The 26,068-nt window shown below is 70.2% G+C and carries 16 protein-coding genes and 1 pseudogene; 10 read left to right on the forward strand and 7 right to left on the reverse strand.

The genetic code is table 11. From position 1 onward, the window contains the following. Positions 1–56 precede the first annotated feature (56 nt). Positions 57–972 (forward strand): annotated as a pseudogene (locus OIE47_RS19515) (arginase family protein); the annotation flags it as partial. Positions 973–2,064: 1,092 nt separating this feature from the next. Here the strand turns inward: OIE47_RS19515 and OIE47_RS19520 are convergent. Further along, positions 2,065–4,029: a penicillin-binding transpeptidase domain-containing protein gene (locus tag OIE47_RS19520; RefSeq protein ID WP_326562916.1), complete on the reverse strand. Its 1,965-nt coding sequence runs from the start codon at positions 4,027–4,029 to the stop codon at positions 2,065–2,067. 294 nt (positions 4,030–4,323) lie between these two features. On the opposite strand from OIE47_RS19520, the gene OIE47_RS19525 reads away from it, so the two are divergent. From OIE47_RS19525 to OIE47_RS19535, 3 genes are all read left to right on the forward strand, one after another. Next, on the forward strand, positions 4,324–9,393 hold the full coding sequence (locus tag OIE47_RS19525) for an NAD-glutamate dehydrogenase (RefSeq protein ID WP_326562917.1): 5,070 nt from the start codon (positions 4,324–4,326) through the stop codon (positions 9,391–9,393). Between the two features lie 164 nt (positions 9,394–9,557). After that, a complete protein-coding gene (locus tag OIE47_RS19530; RefSeq protein WP_326562918.1) occupies positions 9,558–10,514 on the forward strand; it encodes a cyclase family protein in 957 nt (318 codons plus the stop codon). Positions 10,515–10,770: 256 nt separating this feature from the next. Continuing rightward, complete coding sequence (locus OIE47_RS19535; protein ID WP_326562919.1) at positions 10,771–11,397, forward strand: hypothetical protein; 627 nt, start codon at positions 10,771–10,773, stop codon at positions 11,395–11,397. A 67-nt stretch (positions 11,398–11,464) separates the two neighbouring features. Here the strand turns inward: OIE47_RS19535 and OIE47_RS19540 are convergent, their stop codons facing one another. The 3 genes from OIE47_RS19540 to OIE47_RS19550 all read right to left on the reverse strand — a co-directional run bounded on the left by OIE47_RS19540 (position 11,465) and on the right by OIE47_RS19550 (position 15,345). Continuing rightward, on the reverse strand, positions 11,465–13,768 hold the full coding sequence (locus OIE47_RS19540) for an esterase-like activity of phytase family protein (RefSeq protein ID WP_326562920.1): 2,304 nt from the start codon (positions 13,766–13,768) through the stop codon (positions 11,465–11,467). 100 nt (positions 13,769–13,868) lie between these two features. Continuing rightward, positions 13,869–14,591, reverse strand: a complete 723-nt coding sequence (locus tag OIE47_RS19545; RefSeq protein ID WP_326562921.1) for a class F sortase — start codon at positions 14,589–14,591, stop codon at positions 13,869–13,871. Beyond that, entirely contained in the window at positions 14,575–15,345 is a 771-nt protein-coding gene (locus OIE47_RS19550; RefSeq protein WP_326562922.1) for a hypothetical protein, read from the reverse strand. The genes OIE47_RS19545 and OIE47_RS19550 overlap by 17 nt, the downstream gene beginning before the upstream one ends. A gap of 542 nt (positions 15,346–15,887) precedes the next feature. Here OIE47_RS19550 and OIE47_RS19555 point away from each other — a divergent pair. Continuing rightward, positions 15,888–17,687 carry a glycoside hydrolase family 6 protein gene (locus OIE47_RS19555; RefSeq protein WP_326562923.1) on the forward strand — a complete coding sequence of 600 codons (1,800 nt, stop codon included), beginning with the start codon at positions 15,888–15,890 and terminating at the stop codon, positions 17,685–17,687. An 80-nt stretch (positions 17,688–17,767) separates the two neighbouring features. On the opposite strand, the gene OIE47_RS19560 is transcribed toward OIE47_RS19555, so the two are convergent. From OIE47_RS19560 to OIE47_RS19570, 3 genes are all read right to left on the reverse strand, one after another. Next, positions 17,768–18,133 carry a hypothetical protein gene (locus tag OIE47_RS19560; RefSeq protein ID WP_326562924.1) on the reverse strand — a complete coding sequence of 122 codons (366 nt, stop codon included), beginning with the start codon at positions 18,131–18,133 and terminating at the stop codon, positions 17,768–17,770. A gap of 101 nt (positions 18,134–18,234) precedes the next feature. Further along, complete coding sequence (locus tag OIE47_RS19565) at positions 18,235–19,077, reverse strand: hypothetical protein (protein ID WP_326562925.1); 843 nt, start codon at positions 19,075–19,077, stop codon at positions 18,235–18,237. A gap of 13 nt (positions 19,078–19,090) precedes the next feature. Next, complete coding sequence (locus OIE47_RS19570; RefSeq protein WP_326562926.1) at positions 19,091–19,768, reverse strand: hypothetical protein; 678 nt, start codon at positions 19,766–19,768, stop codon at positions 19,091–19,093. Between the two features lie 334 nt (positions 19,769–20,102). On the opposite strand from OIE47_RS19570, the gene OIE47_RS19575 reads away from it, so the two are divergent. The 5 genes from OIE47_RS19575 to OIE47_RS19595 all read left to right on the forward strand — a co-directional run bounded on the left by OIE47_RS19575 (position 20,103) and on the right by OIE47_RS19595 (position 26,068). Then, the gene (locus OIE47_RS19575; RefSeq protein ID WP_326562927.1) at positions 20,103–21,593 is read left to right on the forward strand and encodes a catalase; all 1,491 of its coding nucleotides are present in this window, start codon (positions 20,103–20,105) and stop codon (positions 21,591–21,593) included. 442 nt (positions 21,594–22,035) lie between these two features. Continuing rightward, on the forward strand, positions 22,036–24,687 hold the full coding sequence (locus OIE47_RS19580) for a sensor histidine kinase (RefSeq protein ID WP_326562928.1): 2,652 nt from the start codon (positions 22,036–22,038) through the stop codon (positions 24,685–24,687). Beyond that, the gene (locus OIE47_RS19585; protein ID WP_326562929.1) at positions 24,687–25,106 is read left to right on the forward strand and encodes a roadblock/LC7 domain-containing protein; all 420 of its coding nucleotides are present in this window, start codon (positions 24,687–24,689) and stop codon (positions 25,104–25,106) included. Before OIE47_RS19580 ends, OIE47_RS19585 begins: the two co-directional genes overlap by 1 nt. Beyond that, the gene (locus tag OIE47_RS19590) at positions 25,096–25,485 is read left to right on the forward strand and encodes a DUF742 domain-containing protein (RefSeq protein WP_326562930.1); all 390 of its coding nucleotides are present in this window, start codon (positions 25,096–25,098) and stop codon (positions 25,483–25,485) included. Before OIE47_RS19585 ends, OIE47_RS19590 begins: the two co-directional genes overlap by 11 nt. Further along, positions 25,466–26,068 carry a GTP-binding protein gene (locus OIE47_RS19595; RefSeq protein WP_326562931.1) on the forward strand — a complete coding sequence of 201 codons (603 nt, stop codon included), beginning with the start codon at positions 25,466–25,468 and terminating at the stop codon, positions 26,066–26,068. The genes OIE47_RS19590 and OIE47_RS19595 overlap by 20 nt, the downstream gene beginning before the upstream one ends.

Genomic DNA, 26,068 nt, shown 5'->3' on the forward strand with positions numbered 1-26,068 from the left:
GTGAGTACGAGCTGCGTACCGGTCGGCACCGGGGTCGGGAACGAGGACGGGAGCCCATGATGCGCCGGATCGCCGTCCTCGACGCACCCTCGAACCTGGGCCTGCGTCCGCCCACCGCCACGTCAGTGCCGGGGTGCGCGAAGGCCCCGGGGGCGTTGCGCGACCAGGACCTGATCGCCCGCCTCGGGGCCCGGGACGCCGGCTGCCTCACCCCGTCGCGGTACGACCCCGGCGACTGGCGCCCCGGCGACGGGGTCAGCCACGCCGGGGCGATCGGGGCGTACTCGCGATCGCTGGCCGACCGGATCGGCGCGATCATCGACCGGGGCGAGTTCCCGGTGGTCCTCGGCGGCGACTGCTCGATCGTGCTCGGCTCCGCGCTCGCCATGCACCGGCTCGGCGAGGCCGTCGGTGGCCGGATCGGGCTGGTCTACGTCGACGGCCACTCCGACTTCCGGCACCCGGGCAACGCCTCGTACGTCGGCGCCGCCGCCGGTGAGGGACTGGCCCTGGTCACCGGGCGGGGGCAGCCCGACCTCGCCTCGATCGAGGGGCGCCGGCCGTACTTCCGGGACGTCGACGTGGTGGTCCTCGGCATCCGGGCCCAGGACGAGTACCGGCTCGACCTCCAGGCGGCCGGCATCGTGACCCGGCCGGTGCCGACGCTGCGCGCCGAGGGGGCGGCCCGTACCGCCCAGTGGGCGCACGACCAGCTCGCCGACTGTGCCGGGTACTGGGTGCACATCGACGTGGACGTACTCGACCCGGCGGTGATGCCGGCGGTCGACGCGCCCGACCCGGGCGGGATCGCGTTCCCCGAGCTGGAGCTGCTGCTCGCCGGACTCGTCGACACCCCGCACTGCCTCGGCGTGGAGATCACCGTCTTCGACCCCGACTACGACCAGGACGGCGCGTACGCGGCCGAGATCGTCGCCACCCTCGCCGCCGGTCTGGCCCCGGTCGCCGCCCCGGAGACGCCTCCCGCCCGGCTGCTGCCGAACCAGTCCTCGGCGACAGGGCGTGGCGGCCTGCGCCCGGTCCGCAAGAACTCCTCCGGTACGTCGTCCGGCGCGCGGGCCTCGGCGAGCGCGTTCGGACCGGTCAGCGCCCTCGGTACGGACATGGTGAACGCCGGTACGGAACGCCACCCGTCCCGCCCGGTGAAATCGGCCAGCACACTGCGCCGGGGGCTCTCCTCGGTCGCCGGGATGGGCGTCGACGACGCGCCGGGTCCGGTCGACCCACCGGTCCAGGCAGCGCACGTGGCCGACCTGTCCCCGACCACCGACCCGTTCCCGGACGCCGACCCGACCACCGATGACGAGCCGTTCCTGGTCAGCGCCCCGACCACCGATGACGAGCCGTTCCTGATCAGCGCCCCGACCGCCGATGACGAATGGTCCCCGGTCAGCGACCCGGACGCCGTCAGTGGGCCGTTCTCGGTCGATGACCCGACCGGTGTCGGTGGGCCCTTTCCGGTCGATGATCAACCTGCCGTCAGTGAGCCGTTCCTGGTGAGCCACCCGAACGCCGTCCCGGGGTCGGTCCCGGTCGGCGAGCCGGACCCGGTCACCGACGGCGTGGTCGTCTTCGAACCCGTCGCCGCGCCAACCGAGACGATCCCGCCCGCCGATCCTCTCGGGGACCTGCCCGCCGCCCTGCAACAGTGGCGCGATGCCGGCGGCCGGGACCGGTTGGGGGGCGACGGCGACGAGCCCCGGAGCGCCGCCACCGCTGCGGCGCACTCCTGGGCACCGGAGCCGGTCGGCCCCCCACCCTCCGCCGGACCGGGCCGCCTGCGCCGCAACCCGCCCCCCGACCCGCCCTCCACACCCGAACCCCCCGGCCCCGCCGCCGCACCCGCCTGACCGCCCCACCCGCCACCCGCCACCCGCCACACGCCGCCCGCCGCCCGCCGCCCGCCACACGCCGCCCGCCCCGCTAGGCCGATACCTCGACTAATACAGAGAATGAGTGGCTATCCGAGCTGGGATAACCACTCATTCTCTGTATTAGCGCCCAGCAGCGGGCGGGAGCGGGGCGGGGCGGGCGGGGGTGGATGGGTTAGCGGGGGGACAGGTTGCGGAGGAAGCGTTCGGCGATCGGGACGGCGGTGTCGCCGCTGCCGCCGCCCTTCTCCACGAAGACCGCGAACGCGACGTCGCCCTGCCACCCGACGAACCAGGCGTGGGTGTTGGCCGGGTTGTCGTCGTACTCGGCGGTTCCGGTCTTGCCGTGGACGGGCGAGCCGGGGACGTCCTTGAGCGCGGTCGCGCTGCCGACGGTGACCACCTCGCGCATCATGGTCCGCAGCGGCTCGACCGAGGCGGCCTTGAGTTGCGGGCCGGCGGGTGCCGGTGCGCCGGGGGCGGGGTCGAGGACCAGCTTCGGCTGCTGCCACTGACCCTTGGCGACGGCGGCGGTGGCGGCGGCCATCGCGATCGGGCTGACCAGGTTGGTGCCCTGACCGAAGGTGGCGGCGGCCCGTTCGGCGGCGGAGCCCCCGGTGGAGATCTTGCCGGAGAACGCCTCCACCCCCAGATCCCACTTGGCCTCCAGGCCGAGGTTCCGGCCCGCCTCGGCCAGCCCGGTGTCACCGAGCTTCGGCGCCAGGGCCGCGAACGCGGTGTTGCAGGACTTGGCGAAGTCGGTCCGGAACGGCACCTTGCCCAGCTCGAAGTCGTTCGAGTTCTTGAACGACCGCCCGTCCACGGTGAAGTTCTTCGGGCAGTCGACCGGGCCGTCCAGGCTGACCGCGTTCAGGTCGAGCAGGCCCAGCGTGCTGACCATCTTGAAGGTCGACCCCGGCGGGACCTGGGCGGTCAGGGCCAGGTTCTCGGTGCCGCCACCGGGGCCGTTGGCGGCGGCGAGGACCGACCCGTCGCTGATCCTGATCGCCACCAGGGCGGTACGGTGCGGATCCGGGCCGAGCGCGGCGTCGGCGGCGTTCTGGGTCTTGACGTCGAGCGTGGTCTTCAGCGCCGTACCCGGCTTCGGTTCGATCCGGTACAACTCCTGGTCGGTCGGGGCGAGCTCACCCGCGGCGTTGCGCTTGCTGATCACCACGGTGCCGCCCGGTGTGCCGCGCAGCGGCTTCTCGTACTGGCCCTGTAGGCCGCCGTGGCCGACCAGGTCGCCTTCGGCGTACACGCCGGGGTTGGCGTCGAGGTCGTCCTTGAGCGCCGGGTCGACCGAGCCGAGCAGGGCGCGGGCGAACTCACGGGTGGGCGCCAACTCGCGCTGCTCCTCCCGGAACTTCGTCCCCGGCAGGTCGTAGATGCGGGGTTTGATCTGCTGGTACGCCTCTTTCCGGAGACTCACCACGTCGACGAAGGCGTCCGGTTTGGCCTCCTTCATCCGGGCCGGCAGGTCGGCGAGGTCGATCGGCGGGCTGATCGCCGGCCGGATCGCCTTGAACGCCGCGTCCAGGTTCTTGACCAGGCCCGGTACGTCGGTCACCTCGCTCGGTTGCACGCCCACCAGCACGACCGACCGGGCCGCCACGATCGGCTGGCCGGCACCGTCCAGGATCTGGCCGCGAGGTGCGGCGACCCGCCGTACGGTCAGCGTGTCGCCAGCGGTCAGCTTCTCCTGCGCCATCCGGGGTTCCCAGATGATCCGCCAGTGGTCCTCGGTGTCACGCTTGAGCCGTACCGTCGAGGGGTAGGCCCAGTGGGTGCCACCGGGCAGGGTCCAGTCGATCGTCAGGTTCGCCGTCGCGGCGTCCTCACGGACCTGCGCCTCGCCCTCCCGGCGCAGCTTCGCGGTCAGCTCGCCGGAGAGCACTTTGATCTCCTCGGCGACCTTGGCGCCGGCGACTCCCTGGCCCTGCGTGTCGACGAAGCGGAGCTGGTCGAGTTTCCCGTCCTGCCAACCGCTCAGGAAGGCGTCCACCGCCTGTTCCGGCGACTCCGATCCCGAGCAGGCGGTCAGTAGCCCGGCCACCAGGCCCAGCCCGACGAGCGCGGCGACGACGGGTCGGCGGCGGCTGATGGACGTTGCGCGGGTTCGCTGTTGGTACGGGCGCATGTGGCGGCAGCCACCTTTCGGTCGTTCGTCCCCGATTCGATCCCTGAAGGTAGTACGCCCGCGCTGCTGGTGGTGGTTGCGTGCCGGGTTCGGAGGCAACCGAGATCCAGGTGTGATGACCTGCTGAGTGGGGGTACTCAGGAACACCTGTGCTCCGTACCCACAAGGGGTGAAAGGGCGAAGTCGCGATCCGGACGTCCGGTGCGTCGGTCCGCCGATCAAGGGGCGAACCGGCAAGGCATAGGCTGGGCGCAGAGTGACCCACAACGCGGTGGGTCGAGGGGAGTGGCACCGATGGACCGGCGTCCGGCGATTAAGTTTCCGGAGTCCGATCTCCGGCAGGTCGATACCGGCCGGGACGACAACTTCGATCCCGCGAGCGACGACGACGGCCACGGCCCTCGGGTCGAGGGCGGGGTTACGGGTGCCAGCGTCGACACCCTTTACGATCTGGGACTGCCACCGGACGCGCTGACCGATGACGTCGAGGACGCGGATCTCGACGAACCGGTCCCGAACGCCGAACGGCTCGTTGCCCAGGCGGTGGCGCTGGCTGGTAACGATCATGACGTGGCCACCCTGGTCGACCGGTTCTGGCGGTTCGCGCCGGACGAGGAGCTGATCGGGTTCACCGCCGCGGAGATGCTCGCCGCCGCCCAGGCCCACCGCGACCTGGCCCAGCAGCGGGTGCCGGGCGAGCTGAAGCTGCGCATCCACGAGCCGGCACCGGAACAGCAGCACACCGTGATCGAGATCGTCACGGACGACATGCCCTTCCTGGTCGACTCGGTGACGGCCCTGCTCACCGCCCAGCACCTCGACCTGCACATGCTGATCCACCCGCTGGTCGTGGTACGCCGGGAGCCGCTCGGCCGGCTCGCCGAGGTCGCCGCCGACGTGGAGCCGGACGACGCGATCGACGGCGACGTGGTGGAGAGCTGGATGCGGATCGAGATCGATCCGGTCCGGGACGCGGGTGCCCGCGACAAACTCCGCAGCGAGCTGCAGCGGGTGCTCACCGATGTCCGCGAGGCGGTCGAAGACTGGCCGAAGATGCGGCAGCGGGCGCTCGCCCTCGCCGACGAGCTGGCCGCCGCCCGTACGTCCGAGACCCGGCCGCCGGTGCCGGAGAAGGACATCACCGACTCGGTGGAACTGCTCCGCTGGCTGGCCCACGAGCACTTCACCTTCCTCGGTTACCGGGAGTACCGGCTGGTCGACACGGACGGTGCGGACACCGCCGGTGCCGAGCAGGCGCTGGAGGCGGTGCTCGGCACCGGACTGGGCATCCTCCGGCAGGACTCGACGGCACCCCGGGCGCTCACCTCGATGACGCCGGAGGCGCACGACAAGGTGCTGGAAAAGCGCCTGTTGATCATCACGAAGGCGAACTCCCGCGCCACCGTGCACCGGTCCGCCTACCTCGACTACATCGGGTTCAAGATCTTCAACGACGCGGGTGAGGTGGTCGGCGAGCGCCGGTTCCTCGGCCTCTTCTCCACCTCGGCGTACCGGACCAGCGTCCGGGAGCTGCCGGTGGTCCGCCGTAAGGTCGCCGAGGTGCTGGACCGCTCCGGGCTGAGCCCGCGCAGCCACTCCGGCAAGGACCTGCTCCAGATCCTGGAGACGTACCCGCGCGACGAGCTGTTCCAGATCAAGACCGACGACCTGTACCACGCGGTGATCGGCGTACTGCGGATGGCGGGGCGCCGGCAACTGCGGCTGTTCCTGCGCCGGGACGGCTACGGACGGTTCATCTCCTGCCTGATCTACCTGCCCCGGGACCGGTTCACCACCCAGAACCGGCTGCGGATGCAGGAGATCCTGCTGCGCGAGCTGAACGGCATCGGGGTCGACTACACCACCCGGGTCACCGAGTCGATGCTCGCCCGGGTGCACTTCATCGTCCGTACCGATCCGTCGAACCCGCCCGGTGGGGTGGACGCGGACCTGCTCGCCGAACGGCTCGCCGACGCCACTCGGCTCTGGGACGACGACTACCGTCTCGTCCTCGAACGCAAGCTCGGCGACGAGCAGGCCAAGCGCCTGTTCAGCCGGTACTCCGACGCCTTCCCCGAGGGGTACAAGGACGACCACACGCCGTACGAGGCGATGAAGGACCTGGCCAAGCTCGAACTGCTGGAGGAGCCCGGCCAGCTGGCCATGCACATGTTCCGCAAGCAGCGCTCGCCCCGGCCGGGCAGCACCGCCGTGCCCTCCGACGAGGAGTTGGAGGTCAGGTTCAAGGTCTACCGGTACGGCGAGCCGATGGTCCTCTCCGCCGTCCTGCCCGTCCTGCACTCCCTCGGGGTGAGCGTCGTCGACGAGCACCCGTACGAGGTCGACCGGGTCGACGGCCGGATCTACCTGTACGACTTCGGCCTGCACCTCCAGGACGGCGCACGGGACCTCGCCGAGGTACGCCCACACGTGGAGAACGCGTTCTCCGCCACCTGGCGCGGCGAGGCCGAGGTGGACGGCTTCAACGAGCTGGTCCTGCGCGGCGGCCTCACCTGGCGGCAGGTGGTGGTCCTGCGGGCGTACGCGAAGTACCTCCGTCAGGCCGGGACGGTCTTCTCCCAGGAGTACATGGAGTCGACGTTCATCGCGTACCCGGAGATCGCCGGTCTGCTGGTGCAGCTCTTCGAGGTCCGGTTCTCGCCGTCGTCGCAACTCGACGCGAGCCAGCGTGAGGTGCAGAGCAAGCAGTTGGTGGAGAGCATCGGTGACGCGCTGGACGAGGTGAGCAGCCTCGACCAGGACCGGATCCTGCGCTCGTACCTGACGCTGATCCAGGCGACCCTGCGGACCAGCTTCTACCAGCGGGCCACCGACGGGCGCCCCAAGGCGTACGTGGCCTTCAAGCTCGACCCGCAGGCGATTCCGGAGCTGCCGGCACCCCGCCCGAAGTACGAGATCTTCGTCTACTCGCCCCGGTTCGAGGGTGTGCACCTGCGGTTCGGGCCGGTGGCCCGGGGCGGGTTGCGTTGGTCCGACCGGCGCGAGGACTTCCGTACCGAGGTGCTGGGCCTGGTCAAGGCGCAGATGGTGAAGAACGCGGTGATCGTGCCGGTCGGCGCCAAGGGCGGCTTCGTGTTGAAGCAGAAGCCGGGCGACCGGGACGAGGCGGTCATCTGCTACAAGGAGTTCATCTCCGCCCTGCTCGACGTCACCGACAACCTGGTCGGTGGGCAGATCGTGCCGCCGCGCGAGGTGGTCCGGCACGACGGCGACGACCCGTACCTGGTGGTCGCGGCGGACAAGGGCACCGCCACCTTCTCCGACATCGCCAACGAGATCTCGGTGTCGCACGGCTTCTGGCTGGCCGACGCGTTCGCCTCCGGCGGTTCCGCCGGTTACGACCACAAGAAGATGGGCATCACCGCGCGTGGTGCCTGGGAGTCGGTCAAGCGGCACTTCCGCGACATGGGGATCGACACCCAGACCCAGGACTTCACCGTCGTCGGCGTCGGTGACATGTCCGGTGACGTGTTCGGTAACGGGATGCTGCTCTCCGAGCACATCAGGCTGGTGGCCGCGTTCGACCACCGGCACATCATCCTCGACCCCGATCCCGATCCGGCGGCCTCGTTCGCCGAACGGCGGCGGCTGTTCGACCTACCGCGCTCGTCGTGGGAGGACTACGACACCAGCCTGATCTCCGAAGGCGGCGGCATCTTCCCGCGTACGTCGAAGACCATCCCGGTCACGCCGCAGGTCCGGGCGGTGCTCGCCCTCGACGAGGGGATCGACAGCATCTCGCCGCAGGACCTGATGAAGGCGATCCTGACCGCGCCGGTCGACCTGTTCTGGAACGGCGGCATCGGCACCTACGTCAAGGGTGCCGCCGAGTCGAACAGCCAGGTCGGCGACAAGTCCAACGACGCGATCCGGGTCGACGGCAAGGCGCTGCGGGCCAAGGTCGTCGGCGAGGGCGGCAACCTCGGTTTCACCCAGCTCGGCCGGATCGAGTACGCCCTGGCCGGCGGCCGGATGTACACCGACTTCATCGACAACGCGGCCGGGGTGGACACCTCCGACCACGAGGTCAACATCAAGATCCTGCTCGGTGCCGCGGTCGCGGACGGCGAGCTGACCGTGCCCGAGCGCGACGAACTGCTCGCCGAGATGACGGACGAGATCGCCGAGCACGTGCTCCGGGACAACTACGACCAGGCCCGCGCCATCGGTAACGCCCAGGCCCAGGCCGCGTCGCTGCTGCCGGTGCACCGCCGGATGATCAGCGACCTGGAGAAGTCCGGTGCGCTCAACCGGGAGCTGGAGGCGCTGCCGCCGGACGAGGAACTGGCGGTACGGACCGAGTCCGGACTGACCGCGCCCGAGTTCGCGGTGCTGCTCGCGTACGTGAAGATCGTGCTGGAGCGGGAGATCCTGGCCGACGGACTGCCGGACGAGCCGTGGACGGCCGAGGTGCTGGCCGGGTACTTCCCGAGCCCGCTGCGCGAGCGGTACGCCAGCCGGATGGCCGACCACCGGCTGCACCGGGACATCGTCACCACCGTGCTGGTGAACGAGGCCGTCAACCGGGGCGGGATCTCGTTCATCTACCGGGTGGTCGAGGAGACCGCCGCCTCTGCCGCGGACGTGATCCGGGCGTACGTGGTGGTCCGGGAGGTCTTCAAGCTGCGCGAGATCTGGGCCGCCGTCGAGGACCTGGACAACAAGGTCCCGACCGAGGTGCAGACCGGCGTCTACCTGGACACCCGGCGACTGCTCGACCGGGCGGTGCGCTGGCTGGTCACCAACCGGCGCTCGCCGATCGACGTACCCGCCGAGATCGCCCGGCTCCGCGACGGTGTCTCCCGGCTGCTGCCGGAGCTGGACCAGCTCTTCTGCGGCTCGGAGCGGCAGGCCCTGGACGCGCACGTCGACCTGCTGATGTCGCGCGGCATCGAGCGGGAGCTGGCCCAGCAGGTCACCCGGCTGATGTACAGCTTCGGTCTGCTCGACGTGGTGGAGACCGCGGCGACCAACGGGCGGGACGTGGGTGAGGTGGCCTCGGTCTACTTCGTCCTCTCCGACCGGTTCCGGGTCGACGCCCTCCTGTCGAAGATCTCGCTGCTGCCACGGGAGGACCGCTGGCAGACCCTGGCCCGGATGGCGCTCCGCTACGACCTGTACGCGGCGCTCGCCGCACTCACCGCCGAGGTGCTCCACTCGACCGCCGACTCGGTTCCGGCCGACCGACGGGTACGCGAGTGGGAGGAGTCGAACGCGACCTCGATCACCCGTACGCAGAAGGCGATGGGCGAGTTCGACGAGTCCCGTTCGGATCTGGCCGCACTGTCCGTACTGCTGCGTCAGATCCGTACCCTCGTCCGCACCTCCGCCGCCAGTAAGTAACGCACGGTTTCGGAGAATGAGTGGTTGTCCCGTCGTGGACAGCCACTCATTCTCAGTATCCGTGCGGTGCGTCTGATCCACCGGTCATTGCGGTCCTCGATCCGGCGGCGGGATACGCTGCCTGCGATGCCTGGAACCGCGTGACCGGAGGAGTCGATGCTGGGATGACGGCAGTGCGACCGATGCCCACCCGGGACGACGTGCTCGGGTACTTCGACACGCTGTCGAACTGGGGACGGTGGGGCGACGAGGACGAGCGCGGAACGCTGAACCACATCACCGACGACGTCCGGGTGGCGGCGGCGCGGGCCGTGCGCCACGGCAGGAGCGTGTCGTGCGCGTGGGAGGTTGGCGTACCGGGTGACATGGAGCGGTCGACGACGACGTGCCCGTGCGCCGCCGACATGCCGGGTGGCGAGAACATGCCGGTGCCCGCCTTCCACGCCGACCGGCGCTGGGGCTTCTCGTCCGAGCGGCTCGGCATCACGTTCCACGGCAACACCCTGACCCACGTCGACTCACCGTGCCATCTCTTCTGGGACGGCAAGATGTACAACGGGCGGTCGCACTCGTTGGTCGACGCCGAAACGGGGTCGGCGTGGGCGGCCGTGACGGCGGCGGCGAACGGGATCATCACGCGTGGTGTCCTGCTCGACGTCGCGAGGGCCCGCGAGGTGCCGTGGTTGGAACCGGGGGAGGGTGTGTTCCCCGAAGATCTCGAGGAGGCCGAGCGTCGCCAGGGTGTACGGGTGCGACCGGGCGATGCGGTGCTCCTGCGTACCGGCTATGGCCGTGCCCGGCACGAGGGCGGTGAGGCCAGCGGTTTCACGCAGGCCGGCTGGCACGCGTCCTGCCTGCCATGGCTGCACGAACGCGGCGTCGCGCTGATCGGGGCCGACACCCCCCAGGACGTCCAGCCGTCGGGGTACGACGACGTGTTGATGCCGGTTCACGCCGTGAGTCTCGTCGCGATGGGTTTGTGGCTGCTCGACAACTGCGACCTGGAGGCGTGCGCGACAACCGCCGCGGAACTCGGCCAGTGGGACTTCCACCTCGCAGTCGCACCGGTCCGCTTCGCCGGTACGTCCGGCAGCCCGGTCAACCCGATCGCCACCTTCTGACCCTGTACTTCATGAGCGGGTGTCAACCCGCATGTCGGGTGTGCGAGGTTTTTGGGCTTGATCAACTCTCGTCGGGGGGCCGTTCGCGGAATGCCGGCGGGCCCGGGGCGGTTATACATCGCGTACGACCGGAGCAGCGCCGGGGCAATGATCGCCTCGCCTCGTGTGTGCTGTGGCCTCGTACTTCTTTCCCCGAGCGCCAGCGCCTCCCCCTGTAGGCGCGCGTCGGGTACCCCCGATTGGAAGGTGAACCATCGTGAAGACGACTTTCACCGGTATTACTGAGACTTCGTTTGTTCGTAAGACCGCTCTGGGTGTTGCCAGCCTGGCGTTTGTTGGTGGTGCGGTGGCGGGTCCTGTGGGTCACGCGTTCGCGTCCCCGGCTGAGCATGCGGCTCCGGCGATGACCACGGTCGCCGCCGTGACCAGTGACAAGCCGGGCATGGACAAGCTGATCCCGCACGGTACTCAGGGTGCGCAGTCGAGCATTGACCTGAGCAAGGAGCAGACCGACAACGCCAAGGCCATCACGGAGACGGCGAAGAAGTTGGGTATGGGTGAGCGTGGTGCCGTGATCGCGGTTGCTACCTCGATGCAGGAGTCGAAGTTGGAGAACCTGGGTCATCTGGGTGACATGAACGACCACGACTCGCTGGGTCTGTTCCAGCAGCGCCCGTCGTCGGGTTGGGGTACGCCTGAGCAGATCACCGACCCGACCTACGCTTCGACGGCCTTCCTGAGCAACCTGAAGCAGGTTGACGGGTGGCAGGACATGCCGTTGACGGATGCGGCGCAGAAGGTTCAGGTGTCGGCGTTCCCGGATGCGTACGCGCAGTGGGAGAACCAGGCCGCGCACATCGTGCAGGACGTCTGGACCAAGTAAGCAACAGGCCGATGGCCGGGTCCCCAAACTGCGGGGACCCGGCCATCGGCGTCTGCCGAGTGGGGACCTATCGCTGGCCGAAGACCCGCTTGCTCGTACCGAGGTGCAGGAACACCGTCTCACCGGTGGCGTCCTGGACCGCGTCGTTGTCGGTGATCGCGTAGACCTGACCGTCACCGGCGACGGTCATACCCTCGAGCTTCTCCTGGGTCCAGCCGTTCGTCGCCCGCAGGTCGGGCAGCACGTCGTACGCCAGGGTCTTGGGCAGGACCCGCAGCGGACCCGGCGCCGCGGCGGTGCGCGGCAGGTCCACGGTGTAGATCCGCTTGATCCGGGCGGCCGGTCCGTTGAGCTTGTCCCGCTCGATCACCGCGAGCTTGTCGCCGACCACGGTGATCTCGGAGAGGCCGATCCAGTCACCGGGCGTGCTGGTGCTGGCCAGGCGGTATCCGAACCAGCTCCAGGTGCCCGCCGACACGTCGTACCGGCCCAGCCGGACCGTGCCGGCCGGGTCGGTGGCGACCTCCCGTTGCAGGGCGGCCCAGACCACCTCGCGACCACGCGAGTCGGTGGTCGCGGTGACGCCCTCGAAGCCCTGCTTGGCCAGGCCGGCGGCAACCTCGGCCGGCAGCTCCACCACCTGCTGGGTCACGCCCTTGCGGTCGAGCCGGACCAGCTTGTTGCCGGCACCGGTGGTGCCCTCGACGGCGAGCCAGAACCCGCCCTGCGGGCGGGCGTAGATGCCCTCCGCGTCGTAGCCGACCGGCTGGCCCGCGGCGTCCGACACGGTCAGCGCGGTGGTGATGACCGCCGGCGTACGGGTCGGGTCGACGGTGAGGATCCGGGTCGGGGTGTACGCGGCGTCGGTGACGCTGTAGAGCAGGTGCGACTTGCCGGGTACGGCCGACAGCGCGCCGAGCGCACCCCAGCCGATCGGGGCCTTCGCCTTGTCGGCGGAGACGATGGTCGGGAAGGCGGGCTTGCCCTTGCCGAGCTGGTACACGGTCACCGAGGCCCGTACGCCGACCTCGGCGTCGTCCTCCTCGCTGGAGATCGCGAGCAGGTTGCGTCCCGGAATCGGGAGCAGCCCCTCCGGTCCGTTGGTGGCCGGCAGCACCTGCTGGAAGACCGGCTTGGTCGGCCGGCTGATGTCGTAGACGGCGACGAAGTTGCTCCGCTCCGAGCCGACGAAGGCGTACCGGGTGCCGTTGTACTCGGCGACCGCGACGCCCTCGGGCTCGGTGCCCTTGTTCTCGGCCCGGTCCTCGTTGTGCAGCCCGTACGTGACGGCGAGCCGCTCGAAGGTGTTGCCCGCGTCCCAGGCCACCCGCCCGGTACGGCCGTCGAAGACGGTCCACCCACGGGTGCCGCCGTGCCAGTCGCCCTCGTTCGCGGTGGCGAGGTAGTGGTCGTCGATCCAGGCCACGGCGTCGGGCTCGCGCGGGACGTCGGTGATCGAGCCGGTCAGGTCGATCGCGCCGTCCTCGACCGTGTCGATGCCGCTGACCGAGGCGGTACCCGCGCTGAACACGCGGATGATCCGACCGGTCGGCAGGTCGACGATGGCAACGCCGTTGTTCTCCTGGAGGGTGACCGCGACCTCGTTGTCACCGTTGATGGAGACGTACTCCGGCTCGGGGTCGGTCGGTGCGGCGAAGCCGGCACCGACGAACGCGGGCAGTGCCTGGCCGTCGGCGGCGGTGAACGCCACCGGACGGGTCTTCCACCGGGTCGGGTTGTTGCCGGTCAGGTCGACGATCTGGAGGAAACCGGCCGGGGCCTGCGGCAGGTCACCCTCCTCGCCGCCGGGCGGGGCCACCTCCTCGTCCCGCTCGTTCTCGATCGCGATGGCGGCGTACCGCTTGTCCTTGCTGATCGCGATGGAGTCGGGCTGGCCGCCGAGGTCGAAGCTCGCCACCCGCTGGCGGGTGCGCAGCGCGATGACGTCCAACCGGCCGGACGGTGCGGTGAAGCTGGGGCTGGTGTTGACCACGACCAGGACGTACTGGCCGACCACGGCGACCGAGGTCGGCTCGTCTTCGGCGTCGCCGAGCTGGTCCAGGGCGAGGGTGCCCAGGCCACGGGGCTTGTCCGGGTTGGTCAGGTCGAGGAAGCCGATCCGCCGGGCCAGCGCGTCGGTGTAGATCAGCGTCCGGCCGTCCTCGCTGACCGCCGAGATCTCGGCGACGGTCGGGGTGGTCGGGTCCTCGCTCTCGGGCCGGTTCTGGAAGACCGGGTACGTGGCGGTCCGGTCGAACGACAGCGGTTGCCGGTCCGACTTCTGGTGCGCGGTGGCCGCTCCGGCACCGCTGAGGGTGCTGACGGCGACGGCCGCGACGGTGAGCGCCGTATATAGCTTTCTGGCAGGCATCAAGTCTCCGTTGCTGCTCGGGTCCCGACCATGGAAGTTCGCACGGGCAGACGAGCGGTAACGATCTCGCGGATGAACAGTGGACGAAGAAAGTTGATCCCTACCGCTTACCGGTTTCGGTGGCGGAGGCGAAGACGATGATGTTGTCCGGGTAGCTGCGTTTCTTCCGGTCGAACCTGCCACCGCAGGTGACCAGGCGCAGTCCCGCCCTGTCCGACGGTCCGTAGACCAGGTCGGTGGGAAAGGCGGTCTTCGGGTACGACTTGACGCCGTCGACGGTGAACTCGGCGACGCTTCCGTCCTTGCGGGGCACCTGGATCCTGTCCCCGGCCTTCAACGCGCCGAGATCGAAGAAGACCGCAGGTCCGGTTTCGTGGGAGTCGACGTGCCCGACGATCACCGCGTTGCCGATCTCGCCGGGGCTGGGACCGAGCCGGTACCAACCGGCGAGTTCGGCCTTGGCCAGCGGCGGCACCTCGATCATCCCGACCTTGTCGACCCCCAGCGACATCAGCTCGGCGTCAACGCCGATCTTCGGCACGGTGACCCGGACCGGTTCGGAGCGGGCCATCCCGGCCGACCGGCTCGCCGACGGGGTCGGTGCGGGCGGGGACAGGTCGGGGTCGACCGGCGAGTTGACGTACCCGGGGGCGGCTTCCGCCGCGGGCTGGGGCGGCAGTTCCGCGGTCTGGTCCTGGGCAGCGCCGAGAAGACTGGCGCCACCCAGCGAGAGTACGGCGACGAGGACGTAGCCGGCGGTACGCCGGGCGGCGACGTGTCGGCCGCCGGCCCGTCCGCTCGACCCTTCAGACGACCGAGCCATCGGTCCGACGTCGCCGCATCAGGACGATCCCGCCGATCGCCGCCGCGCCCAGCATCGCTGCTCCGCCGGTCGCGAGACCGTTGTCGCCCGCCCCACCGTCGCCGCCCTCGACCCAGCCGGTCGGTACGACCACCAGGGTTCCGAATCCGCAGGAGCCCTTGAGCTTGTAGTGCCCGGGCGTGGCGTCGGCCGGGATCTCGGTGGTGGCCCAGTAGGTGTGGGCACCGCTCTGCTCGCCGTCGGCCGGCTCCTCGACCGCTGCCGGCCCGTCCGCGTCGGCATGGCCGTCGGCATGGTCGTTCGCGTGGCTGTCGGCATGGACGTCCGGCTCGGCGATCGGCTCGGCGGTCGGCTCCACCGCCTGGGGTGCGTACTCCTCGACCGGTCCCAGGTCGGCGGCGGGCGGGGCCTCCTCGGGTGCGGGCGGGGTGTCGCCCGGTGCGGCCGGAATCCCCAGTGCCTGCGGCCTCTCGGGAGCGGGAGCGGGAGCTGCCTCTTCCGGAGCGGGCTGCGGCTCCAGTTCCAGTTTTCCGGTCACCTCGGACCAGATCCAGGGGCTCTCCTGTGCCTCCGTACAGACCTCGACGAGGGTGACTTCCTCGCCGGGCTTCGCCCACTGCGGCTTCGCCGACACCTGGCCCGGCTCGGTGGTGGGAGGGGCAGCCGCCGAGGCGATCCCGGGCGTACCGACAAGCATGCAGGCGCCACCGAGGGCGGCTCCGGCGACAACCCTGCCGAGATGTTTCCTGGGCATAACTTCCGTCACTCCTTCCCCTGTCCGCGTGGCCCGACGGCAGCCGAACCATGACCGAGGCTAACTGGTTTGTGAGCTTTGATCGGATTAATGCGCCTTTTGTTCTATCGCCCCCGTACGGGCGATGCCCTGTGCTATCCGGCCCTTGGTTGCGGTACGCGCCGTCTGTCGATCAATCGGGCCGGGGAGCCCAACCGGGCGCCAATGACGAGTTTTCCGGCAGGGTGCGAGGGGTGCGGGCAGGGGAAGGGATCGGTGGTTGTCGTTGGGGTGTTGTGGTGGAAGCGCTCCCATGCAAGAATTCATCCACTGTGTAGGGGAGCCATACCGCGCAGTGGACGTCGAGGGCATCCGGTCTCCGGACGACGTCGACCCGGCCGGGAGCTACGGCCGGCACCACCACCGTTCTTTGCTGCCCGTCCGGGCCGGGCAATCGAAGTCCCCATGGCGCCTTGTGGACCACCCCACCGGTTCACGTCCGCGAGGCCGCCGCGCGCCGGGCCCCGCCATCGCGGACCGGCTGGCCCAAGGAGATCAGTCGCATGAATTTACGGAGTAGATTGTCCGGCCGACGCAAAGCAGTGGTGCTGGCGGCCGCGAGCACGTTGGTGGCCGCCGGTCTCGTCACCCTTCCGGTCACCGTGGCCCACGCGGCCACCCAGTGCAGCGTCACGTACACCACCAGCCAGTGGCAGGGCGGCTTCAGCGCCAACCTGACCATCCGCAACATCGGCGACCCGCTGAACGGGTGGACGCTCGGCTTCACCTTCCCCAACAGCAGCCAGCGGGTGCAGCAGGGCTGGTCGGCCACCTGGACCCAGTCGGGGAGCCAGGTGACCGCGCAGAGCATGTCGTGGAACGGCTCGCTGGCCACCGGAGCCTCGACCGGCATCGGCTTCAACGGCGCCTGGAGCGGCAGCAACCCCGCCCCGACCTCGTTCACCATCAACGGCACCGTGTGCAACGGCGGTAACCCCACAACTCCGCCGACCACCCCGCCGACAACGCCGCCGACCACCCCGCCGACGACTCCGCCCACCACCACCCCGCCGCCCACCACGACCCCGCCTCCCACGACCACGCCTCCGCCGGGTGGACCTCGGGTGGACAACCCGTACGTGGGTGCCACGGGTTATGTGAACCCGGACTGGAAGGCCAAGGCCGACGCCGAGCCGGGCGGCAGCCGGATCTCGAACAACCCGACCGGCGTCTGGATGGACCGGATCGCGGCGATCAACGGTTCCGCCTCCGCCCGTGGTCTGCGCGCCCACCTCGACACCGCGCTGGCGCAGAACGCCGGCTACATCCAGATCGTCATCTACAACCTGCCCGGCCGGGACTGTTCGGCGCTGGCGTCCAATGGTGAGTTGGGGCCGACAGAGCTGGACCGGTACAAGACGGCGTACATCGACCCGATCGCGGCGATCATGGGTGAGGCCAAGTACCGCAACCTCCGGATCATCAACATCATCGAGATCGACTCGCTGCCGAACCTGGTCACCAACACGGGTAGCCGGCCCACCGCCGTCCCGGCGTGCGACGTCATGAAGGCGAACGGCAACTACGTCAACGGCGTCGGGTACGCCCTGGCGAAGCTGGGCGCGCTGCCGAACACGTACAACTACATCGACGCCGGCCACCATGGCTGGATCGGCTGGGACGACAACTTCGGCCCGTCCGCGACCCTGTTCGCCGAGGCCGCTCGGGCCTCCGGCAGCACGGTGAACAACGTGCACGGCTTCATCGTGAACACCGCCAACTACGGCGCCCTGACCGAGCCGTACTTCAACATCAACAGCGCCGTCGGCGGTACGTCGGTGCGGCAGTCCAAGTGGGTCGACTGGAACCGGTACGTGGACGAGCAGTCGTTTGCACAGGGGTTCCGTACCCAGCTCATCAGCGCCGGGTTCAACTCCAACGTCGGCATGCTGATCGACACCAGTCGTAACGGTTGGGGTGGCTCGGCCCGGCCGACCGGCCCGGGCGCGACGACCAACGTGGACACCTTCGTCGACGGCGGCCGGACCGACCGGCGGATCCACACCGGCAACTGGTGCAACCAGAGCGGTGCCGGTATCGGCGAGCGCCCCCGGGCCGCGCCGGCCACCGGCATCGACGCCTACGTGTGGATCAAGCCCCCGGGTGAGTCCGACGGCGCCAGCCGGGAGATCCCGAACGACGAGGGCAAGGGCTTCGACCGGATGTGCGACCCGACGTACGGCGGCAACGCCCGTAACGGCAACAACATGAGTGGCGCCCTGGCCAACGCCCCGCTCTCGGGACAATGGTTCTCGGCCCAGTTCCAGCAGCTCATGCAGAACGCGTACCCGCCGCTGTCGTAGTGCTCGGGTAGGCACGCCGCACCACCGCGGGATCCCTGGTCCGACCGTGACGGTCGGGCCAGGGATCCATGCGTACGGGGTCAGGGAACGGTCTTCTCGATCGCGGCCGCGCCCTGTTCCGCCAACATCCGGCGGGCTCGTTCGAGGTTGGCCGGGGTGGGGTCGGCACCCCACGCGGCCACCAGGTCCTCCGGTTCCCAGGGCTGTTCGGCCCCGGTACGCGTCTGGTCCGAACCGGGGTAGCCGCCGCCCTGTGAGTCGCCGATCAGCTCCTCGGTGGGCGGAAAGTCACCCGGTACGTCGTCCGGCCCGAGGAACTCGGGCGTGTTCGAATCCCGCCCGCCACCCGTTCTGAGCTGGGGCAGGGTGCTCTCGTCGTCGGCGGCCGAGGCCATCTCCGGGGACTCCTCCAGCGGCCGGTCCAGGCCCGGATCGCGCTCCGTCATGTTGCTGCCCTCCTGTCCGGTAGCGGCGTCGTTCCCATCGGACTCGGCTACCCGGGATCGTCGCCGCCATGCCGACCCGTACCCGGTCGGGTGGGCGGGAGTCAGCGGTCGAGCACCCGGTCGAGGAAGTCGCGGTAGCGGCGGATGCTGAGCCGGATCCGTTCGGTCTCACCGGCGTCGTCCGCGCCGGCACCGCCGTCGTGGCCGCCGTCGAGCTTGTCGCGTTGCGCGGCGAGTGCGGAGGTGAGGGACTCGACGGCCTCGCCGACCAGTTCGCGTGCCTCGCCGAGGGCGGCCTGCGGGTCGTCCACGAAGCGCAACTGCACGTCGCGCCAGCGGTCCCGAAGCCCGGCGGTGGTCTCCTGGTCGAGCAGCGGCCCGGACCCGTCCCCGTCGACCGTGGCACTCGGAGCTGCGGTACTCGGAGTGGTCGCGGCCGTACCCGGTTCGGGGGTCTGGACGTCGAACGCCTCGCCGTCGGTCTGCCCGTTGTCGGGGCCGACGGTCTCGTCCACCCGGGCGTCGAACTCGTCGGTCCGGTTTCCGCTGGCCAGCGCCGACGCGGCGACCGCGCCGCCGACCGTCGGGGCGCCGAAGGTGGTCGGCAGCGGTGCCGGCTCGTGGTACTCGGTCCGGTCCGGATCGTCGGCCCGGTCCCGGCCGTCGACCCGGTCGAGATCGTCGTCCAGCCGATCGCGGGCGAGGTCGTCGTCGAGCCGGTCCCGGTCGGGATCGTCCAGCGGGTCCCGGTCGTCGGTCCGGTCCGGGTCGTCGGTCCGGTCGAGATCGTCGACCCGCTCGGGGTCGTCGGTCCGGTCCCGGCCGTTCATCCGGTCGGCGTCGTCGGTCCGGTCCGGGTCGTCGGGCCAGTCCCGGTCGTCCACCTGTACGGGGGTGCGGGCGGTCTGCTGGTCGTCCTGGTTCTGCTGGTCGTGCTGACGCATGGGGATGTACTCCTCACCGGCTTGGCGCGTCCTGCGGCGACTGCCGCGGGGCGGGCTCTGGGGTGTGCTGAGGCTTCTGGGGCTGGGGGTCCGATTCGGTGGTCTCGGGCGGGGTGACCGGCTCGTCGGGGCGTACCGCTTCGGTTGTGGAGTCGGTGCCGAGGTCGGTGCCGAGCAGGTCGCCGAAGAGGGCCCGGTAGTGCACCAGGGCCTGACGCAGGTCCTCCGTGTCGGCTTCGCCGCGCTGGTCGCGCAGGCGGATCTCGTGGGCGTCGCGGTAGTGGGACAGGGTCCGGGCGTGCTCGACGGAGAGGGTGGCGAGCTGCTCGTCGTAGTCCCCGGTCGGGTAGCCGCGCTCGGCGATCAGGCGGGTGACCAGTTCGTCGGCCGCACCGACCGAGTCGTTGGGCGCGTCGACGAAGTTGGCCTGGATGTCCGCCCAGGTGGTGGCGTACCGCTGGCGGGACTCCTCGGAGAGCGGGGTGAGGGTCAGCTCGGCGTGCCGGCGGGTACGTTCGCGCAGTTCCCGCTCGGCCTCGCCGCGGCTCTCCCGTTCGGCGACGGCCTGGTCGTACTCCGGGCCGAACTGGCGTCGGAGCGCGGCCCGGCGGGTGACCGCCCAGATCGACGCGGCGATGACCACGACGAGTACGGCGGCCACGACAATGACGATGACCTGCGTGGGTGACATGGGATCCTCCTTCGCCCTCTGCTATTCCCGCTGCGAGGTGATCGCCAATCCCCGGTCGGGATATTTTCGTTCGATCCTCAGGCGAGTCGTGCCGTTCGTGGCGCTCTGTCTGGTATTAGGGGTGATTCGCGGCACCTCGATGGGAACCCGCCGACCCTGGTTGTTAACTTGACTCATTCCAAAAAACGCGCTTTGGTGGAGTGGTGCCGGTCGGCTCCATTGGGTTTGCGCCATCTGGGTGGGTTGACCGCTACCGGGCCGGTTCGCCGGTTTGAACCGAGATCATTTTTTGGGGCCGCCGTACGGGCTCCCAGGGATCGTCAGGAGGAGAACCATGAGCGATCTCCAGGCCGAGAAGGCAACGCTCACGACCCGTCAGGGTCACCCCGTGCACAACAACCAGCAGCAGCGCACCGTCGGGTCACGCGGCCCGGCGACCCTGGAGAACTACCACTTCCTCGAGAAGATCAGCCACTTCGACCGGGAGCGGATCCCGGAGCGGGTGGTGCACGCCCGCGGCTTCGTCGCGCACGGTGAGTTCGAGGCGTACGGCAGGATCGGTGCCGAGCCGGCCTCGACGTACACCCGGGCCAAGCTCTTCCAGGTCGAGGGCACGAAGACCCCGGTCTCGGTCCGCTTCTCCACCGTCATCGGCGGCCGGGACTCGTCCGAGGCGACCCGCGACCCGCGCGGTTTCGCGGTGAAGTTCCGCACCGAGGACGGCAACTGGGACCTCGTCGGCAACAACCTCCCGGTCTTCTTCATCCGGGACGCGATCAAGTTCCCGGACGTGATCCACTCGCTCAAGCCGGACCCGGTGACCTTCCGTCAGGAACCGAACCGGATCTTCGACTTCATGTCGAACACCCCCGAGTCGATGCACATGCTGACCTGGCTGTTCAGCCCGCGCGGCATCCCGGCCAACTACCGGACCCAGGACGGCTTCGGGGTGAACACGTACCGGATGGTCAACGCCGCCGGTGAGGGTGTGCTGGTCAAGTACCACTGGAAGTCGCGGCAGGGCATCGAGTCGCTGACCGAGGAGCAGGCCGCCGCGATCCAGGCCACCGAACTCGGCCACGCCTCGAAGGACCTCTACGAGGCGATCGAGCGCGGCGAGTACCCGCAGTGGGAGCTGAACGTCCAGATCATGAGCGACGACGAGCACCCGGAGCTGGACTTCGACCCGCTCGACGACACCAAGACCTGGCCGGAGGACATCTTCCCGCTCCGTCCGGTCGGCGTGATGACGCTCAACCGCAACGTCACCGACCACCACAACGAGAACGAGCAGATCGCGTTCGGCACCGGTGTGCTGGTCGACGGGCTGGACTTCAGCGACGACAAGATGCTCGTCGGCCGGACCTTCTCCTACTCCGACACCCAGCGCTACCGGGTCGGCCCGAACTACCTCCAACTCCCGGTGAACGCGCCGCGCGAGGACGTACGGGTGAGCACCAACCAGGGCGGCGGCCCGATGTCGTACGGGGTGGACAACCGGGGCGGCAACCCGCACATCAACTTCGAGCCGTCGTCGGTCGCCGGTCTCCGGGAGGCCGACGACTCCTACCGCGAGTACCGGCCGCACGTGTCGGGTCAGGTGCTGCGCGCACCGATCGAGCGGCAGAACAACTACGCCCAGGCCGGTGAGCGGTTCCGGACCATGCCGGAGTGGGAGCGCGACGACCTGGTGAAGAACTTCGTCAACCTGCTGGGCCAGTGCGACAAGCACATCCAGGAGAAAATGGTCTGGCACTTCGACCAGGCGGACGCGGCGTTTGGTCGCCGGGTGGCCGAGGGACTCGGCCTCACCGCCGACTCCTGATCCGATTGCTCGATGCCGGCCCCGCCATGAGCGGTCCCCGGTACGGCCCGAGTAACACCGAGTACTTGCGGGATGCCCCGGACGCATTCTCCGGGGCATCCCGTTTCTGCTGCTCTTCCCGTACGTGGTCGCTCTGCGGGGCGACGGAATGACCGGGTGTGCCGATCGCCGGCCCACCCCGTACGCCGATGGCTCACGCTTGTCCGGCAATAGCGGCGGCGTGACAGTGACAATGGCATCGGCGTGGTGGACCGATCGGGCACAGTACCGATATGGGTCGAGTTTGGACAGTGGTCGGGAAGCCCACCCGGAACGTCCGGTAGTGCATACGTCTCCGATTACGTATCCTGCCGGAGGCGCACGCTCGAATTCCGTGACCCCTCGCGAGGACACGGACCGGCCGGGCCCGGTTTTCCCTCCTGCCACCCCCGGGCGAGGTCCGATGAATAGCCGTAACTGGACGATCCGTTCAAAGATCATCGCGTTGGTCGCCGTACCGATCGCCGCGTTGTTGGCGCTGTGGATCTTCGCCACCCTGCTCACCGTCGAGCCCGCCACCCGGCTGCTCTCCGCGCAGTCCCTGCTCGACAAGATCGGCCATCCGGGCACCGCCGTGGTCGGTGAACTACAGGCCGAACGCCGGCTCTCCATTCGCTACCTCGCCGGTGGTGACCTCGCCGCCCTGAACGAGCAGCGGGCGAAGACCGACCGGTCGGTGGCCGAGATGCGGCGCCTCACCTACGGCAGCGGTCTGCTCGACTCCGGTGGCGACCAGCTCCGCGGCCGGGTCGACCAGCTCTTCGTGGCCCTGGACGCGCTCCCCTCCGGCCGGGGCTTCATCGACCGCAAGGACATGGACCGGGCCGGGGCGTTCGGCCTCTACAGCAGCACGGTCTCGCTGACCTACCGGGTCTTCGACTCGATGGCCGCGCTGGGCGTGGACGGCGTCAACGTGGAGTCCCTCAACGTGATCGCCCTCGGTCGCGCCCGCGAGGTACTCGACCAGGTCGACGCCGTACTCGCCGGGGCGTTTGTCGCCGGCCGGTTCGCCGAGGGGGAGTACCCGCAGGTGGTGCAGGCGATCGGCACCCAGCGGTTCCTCTACGAGGAGTCGGTGGCGAACCTGCCGGACGGCGACCGGGCCGCGTACCAGCGGCTGGTCGACGGTGACGACTTCATCCGGGTCCGGGCGATGATGGCCGACGTGGTCGCCAAGGGCCGGACCGGTGCCGCGGTGCCGGTCAGCGCCGAGGCGTGGCGGACCAGCTACGACAACGTCCAACGGCAGTTGCACGACTTCGAACTGGCCGCCGCGGACACGCTCACCGACCGGGCCAAGCCGGTCGCGGTCCAGGTGCTGGTCCGGCTCGGCCTCGCCGGCCTGCTCGGGCTGGCCGCGGTCATCCTCTCCATGTTCATCGCGATCCGGGTCGGCCGCTCCCTGATCGGCCGGCTGACCGGCCTGCGTACGGCAGCACTGGACCTCGCCGGCAACCGGCTGCCCGACGTCGTCGGGCGGTTGCGCCGGGGCGAGGAGGTCGACGTCGCCCGCGAGTCCCCGGACCTGGAGTACGGCCGGGACGAGATCGGCCAGGTCGGAAACGCGTTCAGCGAGGTCCAGCGCACCGCCGTACGTTCCGCGGTGGACGAGGCGGGACTGCGGCGCGGGATGAACGAGGTGTTCCTCAACATCGCCCGGCGCAGCCAGACCCTGCTGCACCGCCAGCTCGCCCTGCTCGACAAGATGGAGCGGCGGGTCACCGAGCCGGAGGAACTGGAGGACCTGTTCCGGATCGACCACATGGCCACCCGGATGCGACGGCACGCCGAGGACCTCGTCATCCTCGCCGGTGCCGCACCCGGTCGGGGTTGGCGCAACCCGGTCGCCATGGTCGACGTGATGCGCGGGGCGATCTCCGAGGTCGAGGACTACGCCCGGGTCGACGTGGCCGCCGTACAACCCGCGTCGACGGTCGGCCCGGCGGTCGGTGACGTCATCCACCTGCTGGCCGAGCTGATCGAGAACGCCACCTCGTTCTCGCCGCCGCACACCCGGGTACGGGTCACCGGTCAACTCGTCCCGAACGGGTACGCCGTCGAGGTCGAGGACCGGGGCCTGGGCATGACCCCGGAGGCGCTGGAGCTGGCGAACCAGCGGTTGGCCGAGCCACCCGAGTTCGACCCGGTGAACAGCGCCCGGCTGGGCCTGTTCGTGGTCGCCCAGCTCGGTGCCCGGCACGGGGTCAGGGTGCAGCTCCGCCCGTCCCCGTACGGCGGGGTCACCGCGGTGGTGTTGATCCCCGGTGAGCTGGTGGCACCCGGCAACGGCCCGCTCGCCCTGCCCGGACGACCGACCGAGCCGGTCAAGGCGATCGACACGGTCGAGTCCGGTGAGCTGGTGGAGCCGGGTTCCGGCCCGGCGCCCGGCGCGGTGTCGGCGACGCTCTCCGGGGCGCTGGCCGGTCGCGGCGGTGGCCCGGGTACCCGGGGCGGACTGACCGGCCGGGCCGGTTCCGCCCAACGGGCCGGCTCGGGGGCACCGGAGCGCCGGGCCCGGACCCTCGGACGGTTGACCGCGGTGCCGAGCACGGCCGACCGGGACACCCCGGACCGGACGGGCGGACCGTTCGCGGCGCCCGCCGCCGTGCCGATCGGTACGCCCGCCGAGACCCTGCCGCCGCCGCCGGCCGACCCCGCCACGGCTCCGCTGGGTGAGGACGGGCTGCCCCGCCGGATCCGGCAGACCAGCCTGGCGCCGCAGTTGCGTGAGCCGGCGCTGCCCGACGAGCCGGCCGCCCGTACCGAGGGCGCAACGGACCGGCGGACGAAGACGGCCGCCCGCTCCCCGGAGGAGGTCCGGGCGATGATGTCGGCGATGCAGGCCGGTACCGCGCGTGGCCGCCGGGACGCGGCGGGTCCGACCGACTCGCCCACCGTCCAACTGGCGACCCTCAAACCGCCCGCCCCCGCGCCGAACGCGGCTGCGGCTCCGTCCACCCCGGGGAACGACGAGCCGGTCACCGCCCCGCCGGCCAGCTCAGCCGATGCCCCGGTCACCGACCCGGGCTCCACCGATTCTGGAAGGGACGCGTAGTGGTGCACCCGACGAGGCCGGCCGATCTCGCCTGGCTCCTCGACGACCTGGTGGAGCGCGTACCGACGGCGGAACAGGCCGTGGTGCTCTCCGCGGACGGGTTGCTGATGGCCGCGTCCCGAGGGCTGTCGCAGGAGGACGCCGAGCACATGTCCGCCATGGCCGCCGGCTTCCAGAGCCTGGCCAAGGGGGCCAGCCGGCAGTTCGTCGCCGGCCCGGTACGGCAGACCGTGGTCGAGATGGAGTCGGCGTTCCTCTTCGTCACCGCCGCCGGTCAGGGTGCCTGCCTGGCCGTGCTCTGTGGCGCCGACTCCGACATCGGGCTGATCGCGTACGAGATGGCGATGCTGGTGACCCGGGTCGGCGAATACCTGAGTTCACCGAGCCGTGGTGCTGGGGTGACCGCCGATGCAAGATGACCAGCCCGGACCACACCACGACTGGCTGGATTCCGACGCCGGGCCGGTGGTCCGCCCGTACATGATGACGGGGGGTCGGGTCCGGCCGGCGATCGGCGGCTTCGACCTGGTCGCGTTCGTGGTCGCGGCCGTGCCCAGCGGTGACGGCCGGGCCGAGGCGCTCCAGCCGGAGCATCGGCAGATCCTCCGGCTGAGCCAGGAGCCGATCTCGGTCGCCGAGGTCGCCTCCTACCTCGACCTGCCGCTGGGTGTGGTCCGGATCCTCCTCGCCGACCTGCTCACGGCCGACCTGATCGCGATGTACGAGCCCTCGTCGGCGCCCAGTTTCCCCGAAGACGACATCCTCAAGGCGGTGGTCAATGGACTCCGTGCGCTCTGACCGGGACGGCTCCGCCCAGCGGATCCCGCTCGCGTTGAAGATCCTGATCGCCGGTGGCTTCGGGGCCGGCAAGACCACCCTGGTCGGTGCGGTGAGCGAGATCAAGCCGTTGCAGACCGAGGAGATCCTCACCGACGCCGGGGTGGGCACCGACGACCTGGTCGGTGTCGAGAGCAAGACGACCACCACGGTGGCGATGGACTTCGGTCGGATCTCGATCAACGAGGACCTGCAGGTCTACCTCTTCGGCACCCCCGGTCAGGACCGGTTCTGGTTCCTCTGGGACGAGTTGGCGTTCGGGGCCCTCGGCGCGGTGGTGCTGGCCGACACCCGCCGGCTCGCCGACTGTTTCCCGTCGGTGGACTACTTCGAGCGGCGGGGTACGCCGTTCGTGGTCGGGGTGAACTGCTTCGAGGGGGCGCAACAGTTCAGCCCGTCCTCGGTCCGGGTCGCACTGGATCTCGACCCGGACGTCCCGGTTGTCCTCTGCGACGCCCGCAGCCGCCAGTCCGGCAAGGGCGTACTGGTCAGCCTGGTCGAGCACGTCGCCGCGCGGCGCGGCGTACCGGTCTCGGCGAACTGA

Origin of the sequence: Micromonospora sp. NBC_01796 (assembly GCF_035917455.1) — a bacterium.
Taxonomy (GTDB): domain Bacteria; phylum Actinomycetota; class Actinomycetes; order Mycobacteriales; family Micromonosporaceae; genus Micromonospora_G.

What these genes read in the sequence shown, in the direction of transcription:
- OIE47_RS19550 (WP_326562922.1), bottom strand. Translation starts at nt 15,345, where the DNA reads ATGCCCAGGAAACATCTCGGCAGGGTTGTCGCCGGAGCCGCCCTCGGT.
- OIE47_RS19530 (WP_326562918.1), top strand. Translation starts at nt 9,558, where the DNA reads ATGACGGCAGTGCGACCGATGCCCACCCGGGACGACGTGCTCGGGTAC.
- OIE47_RS19525 (WP_326562917.1), top strand. Translation starts at nt 4,324, where the DNA reads ATGGACCGGCGTCCGGCGATTAAGTTTCCGGAGTCCGATCTCCGGCAG.
- OIE47_RS19570 (WP_326562926.1), bottom strand. Translation starts at nt 19,768, where the DNA reads ATGTCACCCACGCAGGTCATCGTCATTGTCGTGGCCGCCGTACTCGTC.
- OIE47_RS19575 (WP_326562927.1), top strand. Translation starts at nt 20,103, where the DNA reads ATGAGCGATCTCCAGGCCGAGAAGGCAACGCTCACGACCCGTCAGGGT.
- OIE47_RS19590 (WP_326562930.1), top strand. Translation starts at nt 25,096, where the DNA reads ATGCAAGATGACCAGCCCGGACCACACCACGACTGGCTGGATTCCGAC.
- OIE47_RS19580 (WP_326562928.1), top strand. Translation starts at nt 22,036, where the DNA reads ATGAATAGCCGTAACTGGACGATCCGTTCAAAGATCATCGCGTTGGTC.
- OIE47_RS19540 (WP_326562920.1), bottom strand. Translation starts at nt 13,768, where the DNA reads ATGCCTGCCAGAAAGCTATATACGGCGCTCACCGTCGCGGCCGTCGCC.
- OIE47_RS19565 (WP_326562925.1), bottom strand. Translation starts at nt 19,077, where the DNA reads ATGCGTCAGCACGACCAGCAGAACCAGGACGACCAGCAGACCGCCCGC.
- OIE47_RS19560 (WP_326562924.1), bottom strand. Translation starts at nt 18,133, where the DNA reads ATGACGGAGCGCGATCCGGGCCTGGACCGGCCGCTGGAGGAGTCCCCG.
- OIE47_RS19545 (WP_326562921.1), bottom strand. Translation starts at nt 14,591, where the DNA reads ATGGCTCGGTCGTCTGAAGGGTCGAGCGGACGGGCCGGCGGCCGACAC.
- OIE47_RS19555 (WP_326562923.1), top strand. Translation starts at nt 15,888, where the DNA reads ATGAATTTACGGAGTAGATTGTCCGGCCGACGCAAAGCAGTGGTGCTG.
- OIE47_RS19595 (WP_326562931.1), top strand. Translation starts at nt 25,466, where the DNA reads ATGGACTCCGTGCGCTCTGACCGGGACGGCTCCGCCCAGCGGATCCCG.
- OIE47_RS19520 (WP_326562916.1), bottom strand. Translation starts at nt 4,029, where the DNA reads ATGCGCCCGTACCAACAGCGAACCCGCGCAACGTCCATCAGCCGCCGC.